11 protein-coding genes are annotated in these 14,465 nt (G+C 64.3%); 2 read left to right on the forward strand and 9 right to left on the reverse strand.

The features are described from left to right. Positions 1-249 precede the first annotated feature (249 nt). The 5 genes from HFC70_RS08395 to HFC70_RS08415 form a co-directional block, all read right to left on the reverse strand. Complete coding sequence (locus HFC70_RS08395; RefSeq protein ID WP_168472774.1) at positions 250-1,239, reverse strand: ABC transporter ATP-binding protein; 990 nt, start codon at positions 1,237-1,239, stop codon at positions 250-252. Further along, the gene (locus tag HFC70_RS08400) at positions 1,236-2,111 is read right to left on the reverse strand and encodes an ABC transporter permease (protein WP_168472775.1); all 876 of its coding nucleotides are present in this window, start codon (positions 2,109-2,111) and stop codon (positions 1,236-1,238) included. Before HFC70_RS08400 ends, HFC70_RS08395 begins: the two co-directional genes overlap by 4 nt. Then, positions 2,108-3,058 (reverse strand): ABC transporter permease, encoded by a 951-nt coding sequence (locus HFC70_RS08405; RefSeq protein ID WP_168472776.1) that lies wholly within the window; start codon positions 3,056-3,058, stop codon positions 2,108-2,110. Before HFC70_RS08405 ends, HFC70_RS08400 begins: the two co-directional genes overlap by 4 nt. Positions 3,059-3,363: 305 nt before the next feature. Then, positions 3,364-4,896, reverse strand: a complete 1,533-nt coding sequence (locus HFC70_RS08410) for an ABC transporter substrate-binding protein (RefSeq protein WP_168472777.1) — start codon at positions 4,894-4,896, stop codon at positions 3,364-3,366. A 124-nt stretch (positions 4,897-5,020) separates the two neighbouring features. Then, positions 5,021-5,929 (reverse strand): LysR family transcriptional regulator, encoded by a 909-nt coding sequence (locus HFC70_RS08415; RefSeq protein WP_168472778.1) that lies wholly within the window; start codon positions 5,927-5,929, stop codon positions 5,021-5,023. Positions 5,930-6,113: 184 nt separating this feature from the next. On the opposite strand from HFC70_RS08415, the gene HFC70_RS08420 reads away from it, so the two are divergent. Both HFC70_RS08420 and speB read left to right on the forward strand, forming a co-directional pair. After that, a complete protein-coding gene (locus HFC70_RS08420) occupies positions 6,114-7,316 on the forward strand; it encodes an aminotransferase (RefSeq protein WP_168472779.1) in 1,203 nt (400 codons plus the stop codon). Between the two features lie 98 nt (positions 7,317-7,414). After that, positions 7,415-8,473, forward strand: a complete 1,059-nt coding sequence (speB, locus tag HFC70_RS08425; protein ID WP_168472780.1) for an agmatinase — start codon at positions 7,415-7,417, stop codon at positions 8,471-8,473. Here the strand turns inward: speB and HFC70_RS08430 are convergent. Genes HFC70_RS08430 through tssM form a run of 4 tightly spaced genes read right to left on the reverse strand, consistent with a single transcriptional unit; the run spans position 8,470 to position 14,462 of the window. Continuing rightward, entirely contained in the window at positions 8,470-9,435 is a 966-nt protein-coding gene (locus HFC70_RS08430; protein ID WP_168472781.1) for a serine/threonine-protein kinase, read from the reverse strand. The genes speB and HFC70_RS08430 overlap by 4 nt on opposite strands. Next, the gene (locus tag HFC70_RS08435; protein WP_168472782.1) at positions 9,428-10,123 is read right to left on the reverse strand and encodes a PP2C family serine/threonine-protein phosphatase; all 696 of its coding nucleotides are present in this window, start codon (positions 10,121-10,123) and stop codon (positions 9,428-9,430) included. Before HFC70_RS08435 ends, HFC70_RS08430 begins: the two co-directional genes overlap by 8 nt. 11 nt (positions 10,124-10,134) lie before the next feature. Beyond that, positions 10,135-10,881, reverse strand: coding sequence for a type VI secretion system-associated protein TagF (gene tagF, locus HFC70_RS08440; RefSeq protein ID WP_168472783.1), 747 nt, complete (start codon positions 10,879-10,881; stop codon positions 10,135-10,137). 14 nt (positions 10,882-10,895) lie between these two features. Continuing rightward, positions 10,896-14,462, reverse strand: coding sequence for a type VI secretion system membrane subunit TssM (gene tssM, locus HFC70_RS08445; protein ID WP_168472784.1), 3,567 nt, complete (start codon positions 14,460-14,462; stop codon positions 10,896-10,898). Positions 14,463-14,465: the final 3 nt, after the last annotated feature.

Here is a 14,465-nt window from a genome sequence, read left to right on the forward strand (position 1 = left end):
TGCGGTGCGGTTGCGGTGCCCGCCTTTGAGGTCTGAGGGCGGGGTTACCCCCCTCTGCCCTGCCGGGCATCTCCCCCACACGGGGGGAGATCGATGCGCGGTTCATGACGTCGATCATCCATGGAGCATGGTATCTGTTGATTGACTTTGCCGTGAGGCAAGTGCCGTGGCGGCCAATCTCCCCCCTTGAGGGGGAGATGTCACGAAGTGACAGAGGGGGGTAACCGCGGGAACGGGTGTGTCCGTTGCTCATGGGCGCTTCCCCTCCGCACTTTCCGCGTGGACGCAGCGCACGCCGCTACTATCGCCGATCGCCGTCCAGCCCGGTTCGCGCTCGTCGCAGATGCCTATCCTGTCCGGACAGCGATCGGAAAACACACAGCCGGGCGGCAGCCTGGCAAAGCCCGGCACGGTGCCGAGGATGGTGGCCAGCCGCCCGCCATCGGCCTGTCGGCGGGGCACGGCCTTCAGCAGGCCTCGGGTATAGGGGTTTTTCGGGTTGCTCAGCACCTGCCGTGTGGGACCTTCCTCCAGGCGTCGGCCGGCATACATGACAAGGGTGCGCTCGCACATGCGGGCAATCACGCCGAGGTCGTGGCTGACCAGGATCAGCGCCATGCCATATTCGCGGGTGAGGTCGTCGAGAATGTCGAGCACTTCGGCCTGCACAGTGACGTCGAGCGCCGTGGTCGGTTCATCGGCGATCATCAGGTCCGGCTTCAGCGCCAGCGCCATGGCAATGCCGACGCGCTGGCGCTGGCCGCCCGACATTTCGTGGGGATAGGTTTTGGCGCGGCGTGCGGCATCGGGGATGCGGACCTGGTCGAGTAGGGCCACGGCCTCCCGCCGGGCCGCCCTCCAGCTCAAGCCGCGGTGCCAGACCAGCCCTTCGGCAATCTGGTCGCCAACGGTCATCGCAGGGTTGAGGGCCGTCATCGGCTCCTGGAAAATCATGCCGATGCGGTTGCCGCGGATCTGGCAGAGCGCATCGTCTTCGAGACCGAGCAGATCCTGCCCGTCGAGTACGATGCGCCCGGTGGCCTTTGCGACGGGCGGCAGCAGGCCGATGATGGCGAGCGACAGCAGCGATTTGCCCGAGCCGGATTCGCCGACAATGCCCAGCGTTTCGCCGCGCTTCAGCGTCAAGCCGATATCGTTGAGGATCGGCATGGATCCTCCATCCGGCAGACGGACCGCAACATCGAGATTGTCGACCTGGAGCAGGGGCGTGTCGCTCATGACCGCCCTTTCTCGCGCGGGTCGAGCAGATCGCGCAGCCCGTCGCCCAGCATGTTGAAGCCGAACACCGTCAGGGCGATGGCAAGGCCGGGCAAGATGGCGAGCCATGGCGCGGTTGCCAGATAGGTCTGGGCATCGGCCAGCATGCGGCCCCAGGTGGGGGCCGGTGGGGCCAAGCCGAGGCCGAGAAAGCTTAAGCCCGCCTCCGTCAGGATGGCCAAGCCGAGCTGGATTGTCACCTGCACGATGATCTGGTTGGAGATGTTCGGCAGCACATGTTCGAGCGTGATCAGCAGCGGCCCCTTGCCGGCGCCGCGCGCCGCTAGCACATAGTCGCGCGACCAGATCTGCAGGGCGGCGCTCAGCGTCACGCGGGCAAAGACCGGCACCATGAAGACGGCGATGGCGATGATCGCGGTGAAGCGTCCGGTGCCCATGAAAGCACCGAGCATCATGGCCGACAGGATCGGCGGCAGCGCGAAGATCACGTCATTGGCGCGCATCACGAAGGCCTCGAACAGGCCGCGTCTGGCCGCCGTTGCCACGCCCAACACGGTGCCGATCGTGGCGCCGATGGCAACGGCAAGCGCGGAGGTGGACAGCGAATTCCAGGCGCCGACCATCAGCATCGACAGGAGGTCGCGGCCGAACTGGTCGGTGCCGAGCAGGCCGTGGGCAAGCGGTGGCTTCAGCTTGTGGATGATCTGCATCTTGGCCGGCGGCAGCGGCGTCCAGACCAGCGAGACGAGCGCGATGGCGACGAGGCAGGCGATGATCGCGCCGCCGATCAGCAGATTAGGGCGGCGCACGATCAGCGAGGCACCGCGCGGCCGGGGCGCGGGCGTTGCAGGATTGATCACGGGTGTGCTCATCGGCTGCCGCTCCGCAGGCGCGGATCGAGCACCAGATAGGACATGTCGACCAGGAAATTCATGATGATGACCAGCGCTGCGAAGAACAGCACGACATCCTGCATGACGATGAGGTCGCGCTGGGTCAGGGCCTGATAGGCGAGGCGGCCGAGGCCGGGCAGGTTGAAGACGTTTTCGATCAGCACGGCGCCGGCGATCAGGAAGGTGAATTGCAGGCCGAGAATGGTGAAAACCGGCACCAGGGCGTTGGGCACGGCATGGCGCCAGAGGGCTGTGCGGCGCGTCAGGCCCTTGGCGCGGGCGGTGCGCACGAAGTCCTCGTTCATGACCTCCAGCACGGCCGAGCGGGTGACCCGGGTCAGCACGCCGGCCTGCTGCAGGGCAAGCGCCACGGCGGGCAGGAAAAGCGCCGTGATGCCGCTCCAGAGGCCTGCCTGCCAGCCCGGAAATCCGCCCGCCGGCAACCAGCCGAGACCGATGGAAAAGGCGAGGATCAGCAGTAGCGCCACCCAGAAGCCGGGCACGGCGATGAACAGCTGCGAGAGGAAGCCGGCCGCGTAATCGACCGCGCTGTTGCGCCTTGACGCCGAGAGCACACCGAGCGGAATGGCGATCAGCACCGAGATCAGAATGGCCATCACCGCCAGCGGCAGGGTGACGGCGAGCCGCTCGGCGATCAGGCCGGCGACCGGCACGCTATAGGTATAGGATTGTCCGAGGTCTCCGGTCAGCACGCCGCCGAGCCAGAGGACATAGCGCACCACCAGCGGTTCGTTCAGCCCCATCTGCTCGCGAAGGGCCGCCAGCGTATCGGCACTGGCCGACATGCCCAGCATGATTTCGGCGGGGTCGCCGGGCAGGATGTCCATGACAACGAAGATCAGCGCCGAGACGGCCAGCAAGGTCAGCAGCAGGCCGCCCAGCCGGCGAAGGATGAGGGTTAGCATGGCAGGCGTTCCGGGGAGGGGCACGGGGACAAGGGCGTGTCAGTGAACGGCGGTGTCCACGCCTTTGGCCTAGCGGCCGCCTCTCCATCAAAGGCCAAGTTTATCGCATATGAAAACAATCCCCTCCCAAACCCTCCCCACAAGGGGGAGGGCTTAACCCAGACGTACGCTCGGCGAATAGATTCGAGCGATGTCCGCGGGTCTTCTCCCCCCGCGTGGGGGAGATGCCCGGCAGGGCAGAGGGGGGAGGCCAGGGATGCAGGTCTATTCATGCTAGGTCCCGAGGTCCGGGGGATGCCGGACACTCACTCCTCCCAGTAGACCCCGCTCAGCACGTTGGAGGGGATCGGTTCGTTTTCCCAAAGACCTTTCAGTTTCTTGTCCCAGATGCCGAGTTTCGGCATGACGAACAGGAAGAGTGCCGGCACGTCTTCGGCGAGGATTTTCTGGGCGTCGCCATAGAGCTTGTCCTGCTCTGATGTGTCCGCCGTCTCCTCGATCTTTTTCAGGATTTCGTTGAATGCGTGGTTCTTGTAGTTAAAATAATAGGGGTCGCGGTCATAGATATCGATGTCCATCGGCTCGGCATGGGCGACGATGGTCATGTCGTAGTCGCGGCCCTTGAAGACGTCCTGCACCCATTTGGCCGGAAATTCGGTCGGCTCGATGTTCATCGTCACGCCGATTTCGGCAAACATGGCCTGCATGACCTGGGCGCTGCGCGGCGCATAGGCCATTTGCGGCGTCTTGATGGTAAAGGTGAAGCCATCGGCGTAACCGGCTTCTGCCAGCAGGGCTTTTGCCTTTTCCGGATCATATGCATAGGTGCCGGTCATGTCGACGAAACCGCGGTCGTTCGGCGTGTAATGGCTGCCGATCGGCGTGCCATAGCCGGACCAGGCACCGTCGACGATGGTCGGACGATCGAGCGCCATCATCAGCGCCTGGCGCACCCGCTTGTCGCTGAACGGCTTGCGCTCGTTGTTCATGCCGGCCACGACCTTCAGCTCGGTGTTGCCGATGACGGTTGCCAGACGCGGATCGTCCTTGAAGGTCTCGACCAGTTCCGGCGCGCCGAATTCGGGAAAGGCATCGACATCGCCGGATTTCAGGGCGGCCGACTGGGCCTGCGGGTCGGAAATGAAGCGGAAGGTGACCTTCTCGAGTTTGACCGCAACCTCCTTGTTCCAGTAGTCGGGATTGGCGGCCAGTTCGACGCGGTCGCCCTTGGCCCAGCTGACGAATTTGAACGGGCCGGTGCCGATCGGCGTGGTCTTGGCGTCGGCCGCGCTCTTGGTGCCGACGATCGAAGAGGAGGGCCAGCCGAGCCAGTAGAGCAGGCTGCCGTTGCGGGTCTTCAGCTTCAGTATCAGCGTCTCGGCATCGGGCGTTTCGATCGTGTCGATGGCGGCAAAGAAGCGCTTTTGCGGATTGACGCTGTCGGCGCCGCGGGCGCGCTCCAGCGAGGCCTTGGCAACAGTGGAATCAAAGACCTCGCCGTCATGGAATGTGACGCCGCTCTGCAGCTTGAACGTATAGGTCAGGCCGTCGTCTGAAATTGCCCAGCTCTTGGCAAGCTGCGGCTGGATCTTGCCGGTACTGTCGATGGTCACCAGGCCTTCGAAAATATTCTGCCAGGTCACCTGGCCGATTGCCACGGGGGCGGCGATCGTCGGGTCAAGGCCGGCTGGCTCGATGGTCATGCCGAGCACCAGCGTGGTCTTGGCCGCCGCGATTGCCGTGCCGACAAAGGGAAGGGTCATGGCTGTGGTGGCGGCAAGGCCGATGGCCAGCTTGCGCAGCATGTCGCGCTTGGAGATCAAAAAAGCGTGCGTCATCAGATTCCCCTGTTTGGTGGCGATATCGCGTCCGTGGCCGGATGCCTTCGCTTCTGCAAAAAGTGTGGCATCTCGCGGGCGAACACACAATGTTGTTTTTGTGTTCTCCGTGTAGCGCAAATCGTTACACCCCCGGCATTTCGTCATGGCGCATGAAGCCGTCGAAATAATCGAGAAGCTTGGCAGCCGCAAAGGACAGCTGCCGGTCGGAGGCGACGCAGAGGTCGATCGGCGTCTTGACGCCCTTGCCACCGGCCATCGGAATGGCCACCAGCTGGCCGGATCGGCATTCGCGCCACACGGTCAGCGCCGGCAGCAGGGTGATGGCGGCGCCGCTCAACACCAGCTCCTTCTGCATTTCCAGCGAACTCGTGACAAAGACCGGATCGAGCGTTATTCCGGCATTCGAAAATAGCGCATCGAAGGCCAGCCTTGCGCCAAAACTACGGTCCGGTACGGCCAGCGCATGGCGTGCCAGATCGGCGACGGTCACTTCCGTCTGGCCGGCCAGCGGATGATCGGCCGCGGCGATCACGTCATAGGCGATCTGCTTGCGGATGCGGACCTTGGTACCTGGTTCCGGCGAGGAAAACAGCGTGACCGCGATATCGGCTTCGGCGCTGGCCAGCGCTTCCATGGCTTGGCGGGCGCTGGAAATCGTGACTTCGAAGCGGATCTTTGGATAGCGCAGGCTGAATTTGGCCAGCGCCGGTGCCAGCAGGTTGGCGACTGTCGCGCCGCTGGCATAGACGCTGACCCTGCCGCGCTGCAGGCCTTCCAGATCCTCGATCAGCTGCTGCACATGGTCGAGTTCGCGCAGCGTCTTGCCGGCCCGGGCCGCCAGAAGCTCGCCGGCCGCCGTCAGGCGAATGCCGCGGCTTGAGCGCTCGACCAGCGCCGTGCCGAAATGGTGTTCGAGATTGTCGATCTGCCGGCTGACGGCGGTGGCGGCGACATTGAGGTTTTCAGCCGCGGCCCGCATCGACAGGGTGCGTGCCAGTTCGTCGAAATACATCAGGGCCCGGATCTGCATGGGGTCGGCTTTTACTCTTTTTGAAGGCGCGTCTGTTTGATGGCCGGCACGATCATGACGCGGTGCAGCGATGGACGCAATCCAGGCTGTCTGTCGAATTCCGCTGCCGGTGTTCGGCGCGGCCATTGCGATGCGGCAGGTTCGGGATATAGGCTTGGCCATCGATTTTCAGGATTCTCCATTCATGCCCTTGCCTTCGACTAAAGCCCCGGCCTTCAATCCTCTGGTCGGCGATCTCTCCGCTCCTCCGATCCCTTCGGTCTTTGCCTGGGGCCGCGCCTATCAGGGCGGGGCCGGTCCGCTGATCGACCTGTCGCAGGCAGCGCCCGGCTATCCGCCGCATTCCGACATGCTGGCCTGGCTGGCGGCGGCGGCCGGGTCAACCGCCTATTCCGGCTATGGACCGATCGAGGGAGAGCCGGCGCTGAGGCAAGCCTATGCCGAGCATATGACATCGGTCTATGGCGCTCCGTTCGAGCCGGACAATGTGCACATTACCGCCGGGGCCAACCAGGGCTTCATGTGCGTGGCCATGGCGCTGGCCGGTCATGGCGACCGGATCGCGCTGCCCTGTCCCTTCTATTTCAACCATGACACGACGCTTGCCATGCTCGGCATCGAGACGGTGCCAGTTGCCTGCGACCCCGAGCAGGGCTTTCTGCCGGACATGGCATCGGTGAAGGCGGCGCTGTCCTCCGGCGTCAAGGCGCTGGTGATCATCACGCCGAACAACCCGACCGGTGCCATCTATCCGGCCGATGTTCTGCGCGAACTCTATCGCCTGTGCCGCGAGGCCGGCACCTGGCTGGTGCTCGACGAGACCTATCGCGACTTCCTGATCGACGCGAGCGTCACGCCGCATGACCTGTTTGACCAGCCGGACTGGCAGAGTGGCCTCATCCAGCTCTACAGTTTTTCCAAATCCTTCTGCATTCCGGGCCACCGCATGGCGACCATCACGGCCGGCCCTGAGGTCGTGGCGCAGGTGCTGAAGGTTATGGATAATCTGCAGATCTGCCCGCCGCGCGCACCGCAGGCCGCCCTTGCCAAGGCAATCCCGGCGCTGGGGAATTGGCGCGAAGCCAACCGCCTGGAAATCCTCAAGCGTGCCGATGCCTTGCGGGCGGCGTTTAAAAGCCTGCCCGATTGGCGGCTCGATTCGCTCGGCGCCTATTTCGCCTTTGCCCGTCACCCGTTCGGGGACCTTCCCTCCGCCGTCGTCGCCGAGGCGCTGGCCAGGCAAGCGGGTGTGCTCTGCGTGCCGGGCAGCTATTTCGGGCCGGGACAGGATCATTACCTGCGGCTGGCCTTTGCCAATGCCGATGTCGAGACGATTGCCCGCCTGCCGGAACGGCTGCTGGGCTTCGATCCGCGCAACAGCGCTTGAAAGGGCCTGACTTTGCGTTAGGCTCTTCCCTTAGGTGAGGCTGTCGACCGCATGTCGGCCGTCGTGTGATGACAACGGAAGACGAGGGAAACACCGCCATGGTTTGGGACAAGGGCAGACTGGAGGCGATCCGCGCCAAATATCTCGACAACAAGGGCGGCGAGATGTTCGACCCGACGTTCAGGAAGGTCGCGGAAAAGATCTTCAACAAGAGCGGCACGCGGCTGGCGCCCTATTCCGGCATTCCGACCTTCCTGTCGGCGCCCTATATGCCGGTCGATGCGGATCAGCCCGATTTCGGCAATCTGCAGGTGGCGATCGTCGGCGTGCCGATGGATCTCGGCGTCACCAACCGTCCGGGCTCGCGGTTCGGGCCGCGGGCGCTGCGCACCATCGAGCGCATCGGCCCCTATAACCATGTGCTGGAATGCGCGCCGGTGCAGGAGTTGCGGGTGGCGGATATCGGCGATGTTCCGTTTGCCAGCCGCTACAGGCTCGAACAGAGCCATGACGATATCGAAAGGCGCATCGGCCAGATCGTTGGGGCCGGCGTGGTGCCGCTGTCGGTCGGCGGCGACCATTCGATCAGCCACCCGATTCTCAAAGCCGTCGGCAGGGATCGCCCGGTTGGTCTGATCCATATCGACGCCCATTGCGATACCAGCGGCATGTTCGACCAGACCAAGTTCCACCATGGCGGTCCGTTCCGCAATGCGGTGCTGGACGGCGTGCTCGACCCGACCCGCACCGTGCAGATCGGCATTCGCGGCTCGGCGGAATATCTTTGGGAGTTCAGCTACGAGACCGGCATGACGATCATCCATGCCGAAGATATTACCGGTCTCGGCATGCCGGCGGTGATCGAGAAGGCACGCCGGATCGTCGGCGACGGGCCAACCTATCTGTCCTTCGATATCGACAGCGTCGACCCGAGCTTTGCGCCGGGCACCGGCACGCCGGAAGTCGGCGGCCTGACCACCCGCGAGGTGCTGGAACTGCTGCGCGGCCTGAAGGGGATCGATTTCGTCGGTGGCGACGTGGTGGAAGTGGCGCCGCAATATGACGCGACGACCAACACCGCCCATGCCGCCGCCCAGGTGCTGTTTGAAATCCTCAGCCTGATGGTGTTCAGCCCGTCGATCGCCGGGCGTGGTTAGTCCCGCCATCCGTTGCGGCGCTGGCTAAGATCGGGCAGCAGTCGCTTGATCGGTGCCAGCGCGCCGCCGGTGAATTCACGCGCAAAGACGGAGACCGACGAGGTGCGCTCGCGGTCGTCGAAGGAGAGAGCCCGCTTCAGGGCGCGCCATTTCCAGGGTGCCAGGCCTTCGGGGCGAACTGGCTGCAAATTTTGCTCGGCCGCTGCCTTGGCGTCACCGGCGCCAAACGGTCGTGTGCCGGTGAGCGCCAGGTAGATCACCACGGCCAGCGAGAAGACGTCGTCTCCGGTGCCGGGTTCGGCGCCGGCCAGGCGCTGCGGCGAGGCATAGACCGGCGTCAAGGCGCCGAGCCGTCCGAGAATGGCGACGGTATCCTCTTCGCGGGTCTTGATCGGCCGGGCGACGGGATAGGCGATGTTGAAGTCGATCAGCTTGATCCGACCTGACGTCTCCAGGAAGACGTTTCCGGGTTTCAGATCGGCATGGATGATGCCGCGGCGATGGGCATAATCGAGCGCCGTGGCGATATCGGTGACCAGTCGATCGACCTGCGCCATGCTGAGGCGGTGCTTTTCGGCATCACGCAGGGCACGGGCCAGGGATTGGCCTTCCAGATGTTCCATGACCATGAAATGCAGGCGGCCTTCCGCATCCATGTCGTAGACGCGGACGATATTGGGATGGACCATGTCGCGCAGCCGTCTCGCCTCGCGATGCATCAGGGCGATCAGATCGGGATCGACATTGCGCCCCGCGGCGATCACCTTCAGCGCCACATAGGGATCGCCGAGACCGGCTGTGACAGCCACCATATCGCGGGCCTTGTAGACGCGGGAATGGCCGCCGCGGCCGATTTCGGCGATCAACTGGAACCGGCCGCGCAGCAAGCGCAGCGGCGTGAACGGTGGCCCGTCGGCAAGCGGCACCAGAGCTGTGCCGGCAGATGCGGCCGCCTCAGTCATGGCGGTCGACCCAGACGAGAACGAGGGTGATGTCGTCCACCGAGCCGCCGGCGACGGATTTTGCCAGCAAGCGGTCTGCGGCGTGATCCTGGTTGGCGGAGAGGATGGCGATCAGGTCGTCTTCGTTCATGCCCTTCAACAGGCCGTCGCTGCACAGCAGGAAAAGATCGCCATCGGCGATCTCGATGAGCCGGCGCTCGATATCGACCTTGGCCGATGAACCCACGGCCCGGGTCAGGGCGCCGTTTTCCGCGGCATGGTCCTCGGAGATCAGATAGAGCCGCTGGCCGCGCAGCAGATAGAGCCTGGAATCGCCAACCCAGAGACAGCAGGCATAATCGCCGCCGACGATCAATGCCACCACCGTCGAGCCTGATATGCCGCCTTCCGGATAGGCAAGGCTTTGCGCGTGCAGATCGGCATTGGTTTTGTCGATCGCCTGCATGGCCTGATCGATGCGGGTCTCGAAGTCCTGGGGCGGAATCGGTGCTTGCTGAAGGTCGGCAATGATCGCATTGCTGGCCACATGCCCGTCGCGATGGCCGCCCATGCCGTCGGCAACGACGAACAAGCCGCGCTCGATATCGACCAGGGAAGCATCCTCGTTATAGACGTGGGAATAGCCGCGCCGCGTTGCGGCCTCGGCTTCGATCACACGGCGCGGATGCGGAGGAGGTGTGTTGAGCATGGATGGGTCCGTCACGGCTCTAAGGCACCGATAACGTTACGCCGCTGCCATGCCTTGCGCCAGTCCGCGTTGAAGAAAGGTTGGGCGGCGGTGTCGCCCGGCGGTCCGCGGAAGACGCAGAATTCCGGTCCCCGTTGCGGTCCCATGCCGTCATGCCACCAGTAACTTTCGGACACGTCGAGGCAAGGGGTGGAAGCGGCCCCCGGCCGGTAGCTTTCGACAGCGGCCTCGGCATTCCAGGCGGGCCGCCCGCCGATGAAGCAGGCGGCGTCTTCGCCGCCGCCGAGAACCGGTTTGAAGGTTTCATTCGATGCTCCAGCCGAAAGGCTCCTGCCTTCGTTCAACAGGGCTGCGGCGAAGTCGGCCGCCGCGAAATGCCCTTCCATGAAGGCCAGCATGGCTGGTTCGATACGGTCGAAGGTGAGATCGAGCGTCGCGTCGGGGCGGCGTGACGAAAAACCATCGGACAGTATCAGAACGGCAAAGGGAAAGACCCGGCCGGCGCCGTCGATCGAGCCTGCCATCAACCCGGCGCAGCCGCCATAGTCCGCAGCACCGGGAACGCCGCCGGGCAGCAGGAAGCGCCAGACCGGTGAGGTCAGCGCCGCCTGCGGCCAGTCCTGGCCCGTCTGCGATCTGGCCGCGGCAAGCCAGGGCGACACCATCGACGCCCAGGCTTCGGTGAGCCGCACCGGCAGCCCATGATAGACGAAGTCGCGTGCGGCCGGCACCTTGCCGAAATAGCCTGTCGTGTCCAAGCGGGCGACCTCTCTCAAAGGGCGGGAGGGCAGCGGAAGGACGAATAGAGGCCGCCGTTGAACGGATTGGTGACACTGGCGGCCCGCAGCCGGAAGCTGCCGCGGATCTTGTCCTTGTCGATGCCGAACTCGAACTGCTCCTGTCCGGCGCTGCGCGACAATCCCGAACCGGTCAGCATGCGGAACACCGCCCAGTTGCCGGTGTGATCGATAATCCGCGAAGAGCCGTCCAGCAGGGTGATGCGCAGCGAGGCGGTGCTGGCGTCGCGCTTGCTCGGCCAGACGAAATCCTTGCCGCGGATCGGGCCGTGCCGGTAGACCAGCTCTTCGCCGTCGAGGTTGAAGGTCGATTTCAGCGCCTTCGGGTCGAGGTAGACCGGTTCGATGGTGAATTTCGCTTCCGGTGCCGTGCCGGCCGCGCCGAAGAATGCGTCGCGGATCACCTGGGCGCGGGCAAACTGGGCCAGCGCCTCCGGCGCCAGTCCGATGCCGCTGCCCCGGGCATCGAGCGGCACGATCTGCCGGCCCTTGATGGTGACGAAGGCCGACAGGTTGTCCTTGAAGAACTGGTCGATAATGCCGGCCGGTTTGAACAGATCGGCGAAATCCTGCAGCGACACTTCGTCTTCGGCCGTCGGGGCAAACGGGTAGCGGTTGCCCATCATGGCGTCGCAGACCGGAATGACCTCCTGCTGCCAGCGCTGGTTGACATGGTCGTAGCCGAGCTTGCGCAGGATCTGCCATGTGCGGTTGACGGTGAACTCGACCATGGGGCGCACTGGCACCGGCTTGGTCGAGGCCTCGGCGCGAAGCCGCGAGAAACTGTCATTGGTCGGGCTTTTGGCCCGCTGCATGACAAAATCGAAGGCGGCGGCTTGCGGGCTCGGCGCCGTGGCAATGCCCGAAACGGTGCCGAACAGGTCGCCGAACAATTGCTGGACCTGGCCGAGGCCCTGGCCATTCTGCGGATCGACCAGTGCGGTCAGCGGCAGGAAGGCATCGCGGATGGTGGTTCCTGGCCACGGCGCGTCGCCGAAGGCGGTCGACAATGCTGTCTTGGCCAACGCATCGGTGACGCCGCCGGCCACAGCGGCGATGGCGCCCGGCGGGGCGGTGGCCTGGGCAGCAGTATCGCCCGGCGTCGGGCTGGTTTCCGAGCCCGGCAGGGGCAGTTCGGTATTTTCGCGCAGCTTGGTCAGCAATGCGGTCAATGGCGACTGCGGGCTGGAGAGTTCGCGCAGCACGTTCTGGCCGCGGTTCAGCGTGTCGAAATCCACCACCCTGACCTGGCCGATCGCATCGCGCCACACGGAGATGTAATCGCGCACATAGGCCGTGGCGACGTCCTTGGCGAGCGCCTGATAGGTGTCATTGCTGATGCCGTTCTCGCCGAGCACCCAGTCGGTGCCGGTCGAACTGCGGATATATTCGGGCAGGCGCGGCAGGAAGAACTGGTAGAAGCCGTTCTTGGTATAGAGGCCGGGAATGGCACCGTTACCGCCGGAGGCAGCATCGATCTGCAACACGCCGGCGCCGAGAATATTGACGATGCTGATCGGTGGCAGCTGGTAACGGCGCTGCGCCTCCGACACCATGCGGGCATAGATGTCGCTTGCCTGCGGAATGTCGTTCAGCCGCGTGCGGGCCGCCTGGACGGTCGGCTGGTCGGTGCTGGCGGTGGCCGGCAGCAGGGAGACCAGGCGCTCGGCATGCTGGTCCATACGCTGCTTGGCATCAGGCTGCATGACGAAGGCGGCTTCGCTCTGGCGCAGGAATTCGGTTTCGACCCGTGTCCGCTCGTAGCGCTGACCGGTGGTCAGCATCAGATAGGTTTCGAGCTGGTCGCGCAGCAAGAGGTTGTTCGGATCGGCGGAACTGGAGAGAAGCTGGATCTGGGTTTGCAGGCGTGCGACGGTGGAGGGCAGCAGATAGGCGTCCAGCAGTTCGTCATAGGTGATCGTGGCCACTTCGCTGAGTTTGGGCCTAGCGTCGATCGCCAGAATATCCGGCAATCCCCAGCCGGGTTGCACCATGGTCTTCAGGTCGCGGGCGGCATCGAGGATCGGCAGGATGTTTTGCAGGGTGCGGTCTGACCCCGCCTGGGCAATGCCGTTACTCAGCGCATCGGCGGCCGCGTCGGCCCGCTTGACGATGTCGAGTGAACTCCCAAGCCCGGTAAACCAGTAGCCGCAGAAGACCAGGGTGACGGCGGCGATGCCCGCATAGGCCGCGGTTCGGGCCGCTGCCATGCGGCGTTCGATCTTGGTGTTGCGGCCGACCATGTTCTGCTCGGCAAAGACGATGTCGGTCAAAAGCTTCTTGATGAAGAAAGCCTTGCCCTGACCGCTCATCGTTGGCTGATGGCTCGGAGCAAGGGCGAAGCTGCGGCCCATGGCGCCGAGCAACCGGTCGAAGGGCGTGCCTTCCTGGGTGCCGGAGGTGAAATAGACACCGCGCAGCAGCGGTTGCGCCTCGTAACGGTTGACCCGGAAAACGTCGCTGACGAAGCCGCGCAGCACGCCGGACAGCGAGGCAAACTCGTGGGGAAAGCCGTAGATGCGGCAACGCCGGCCATTGTTGCGTTCAGCTGCCAGTTTTGCCGGAAGACGCTTTTCGACCCGGTCGACCAGATCGAGGAAGCCGGCCTCGAAGGAGGCGCCAAAGGTTGCCTGGTCGTCGTCACGCGGGAAGGTGATGCCCCAGACCTGTTCGCGCTCGGCCTCGGCCGCGTCGTCGAAATATTCCTCGAAGCCGGCGATCAGGTCGCATTTGGTGAACAGCACATAGACCGGCAGGCGCATCTCGAAGCTGCGATGCAATTCGCGCAGCCGTTGCCGGAGAATTTCGGCATGGCGCTGGCGTTCCGTTTCGCTGGCCAGCGCCACATCGGCGATGCTGATGGCCAGAAGCACGCCGTTGACCGGACGGCGGCGGCGGTTTTCCTTGAGGATCTTCAGGAAGCCGCCCCAAGCGGCCGCGTCGATGCCCTGGTTGACATCCTGGGTGGTGTAGCGGCCGGCGGTATCGATCAGCACCGCGTCATTGGAAATCCACCAGTCGCAATGGCGGGTGCCGCCAATGCCCTGCAAAGCAGCATGGCCTTGTTCGGCCAGCGGAAAATCGAGCCCGGAATTCTGCAGGATGGTTGTCTTGCCGGTGCCTGGCGGACCGATGATGATGTACCAGGGCAGGTCGAACAGATATTCGCGGCGTCGCTTGCCGTCGAGCGGCGCGTCGCGCAGCGCCTTCAGGGCCTTCTCAAATCGCTCGCGGATCAGTTCGATTTCGTCGGAGGACAGGTCGCTGCCCATGGAGACGAGTTCGTCATTGGCCAGCATCGAATTGATCAGCCGGGCATTGGCGCGCCGGGCCAGGAAATAGCGCAGGAAGCTGACAACGAAAAACAGCGAGACAGTGCCGATGGCGATAAAGACGCGGATCGGCGTGGCAGCAAACGGGGTGACGCCGCCGACGCTGACCTGGCCGCCGAACAGCCAGAACAGCACGGCCAGGAAGACCAGCAGCGCGAGGATCAGCAGGTTGGACGGGCGCAGGATACTGGCGAGATAGGTGCGAAGCATTTG

Source organism: Agrobacterium sp. a22-2 (assembly GCF_012276985.1).
Lineage (GTDB): Bacteria > Pseudomonadota > Alphaproteobacteria > Rhizobiales > Rhizobiaceae > Allorhizobium.

What these genes read in the sequence shown, in the direction of transcription:
- HFC70_RS08395 (WP_168472774.1), bottom strand. Translation starts at nt 1,239, where the DNA reads ATGAGCGACACGCCCCTGCTCCAGGTCGACAATCTCGATGTTGCGGTC.
- HFC70_RS08400 (WP_168472775.1), bottom strand. Translation starts at nt 2,111, where the DNA reads ATGAGCACACCCGTGATCAATCCTGCAACGCCCGCGCCCCGGCCGCGC.
- HFC70_RS08405 (WP_168472776.1), bottom strand. Translation starts at nt 3,058, where the DNA reads ATGCTAACCCTCATCCTTCGCCGGCTGGGCGGCCTGCTGCTGACCTTG.
- HFC70_RS08410 (WP_168472777.1), bottom strand. Translation starts at nt 4,896, where the DNA reads ATGACGCACGCTTTTTTGATCTCCAAGCGCGACATGCTGCGCAAGCTG.
- HFC70_RS08415 (WP_168472778.1), bottom strand. Translation starts at nt 5,929, where the DNA reads ATGCAGATCCGGGCCCTGATGTATTTCGACGAACTGGCACGCACCCTG.
- HFC70_RS08420 (WP_168472779.1), top strand. Translation starts at nt 6,114, where the DNA reads ATGCCCTTGCCTTCGACTAAAGCCCCGGCCTTCAATCCTCTGGTCGGC.
- speB (WP_168472780.1), top strand. Translation starts at nt 7,415, where the DNA reads ATGGTTTGGGACAAGGGCAGACTGGAGGCGATCCGCGCCAAATATCTC.
- HFC70_RS08430 (WP_168472781.1), bottom strand. Translation starts at nt 9,435, where the DNA reads ATGACTGAGGCGGCCGCATCTGCCGGCACAGCTCTGGTGCCGCTTGCC.
- HFC70_RS08435 (WP_168472782.1), bottom strand. Translation starts at nt 10,123, where the DNA reads ATGCTCAACACACCTCCTCCGCATCCGCGCCGTGTGATCGAAGCCGAG.
- tssM (WP_168472784.1), bottom strand. Translation starts at nt 14,462, where the DNA reads ATGCTTCGCACCTATCTCGCCAGTATCCTGCGCCCGTCCAACCTGCTG.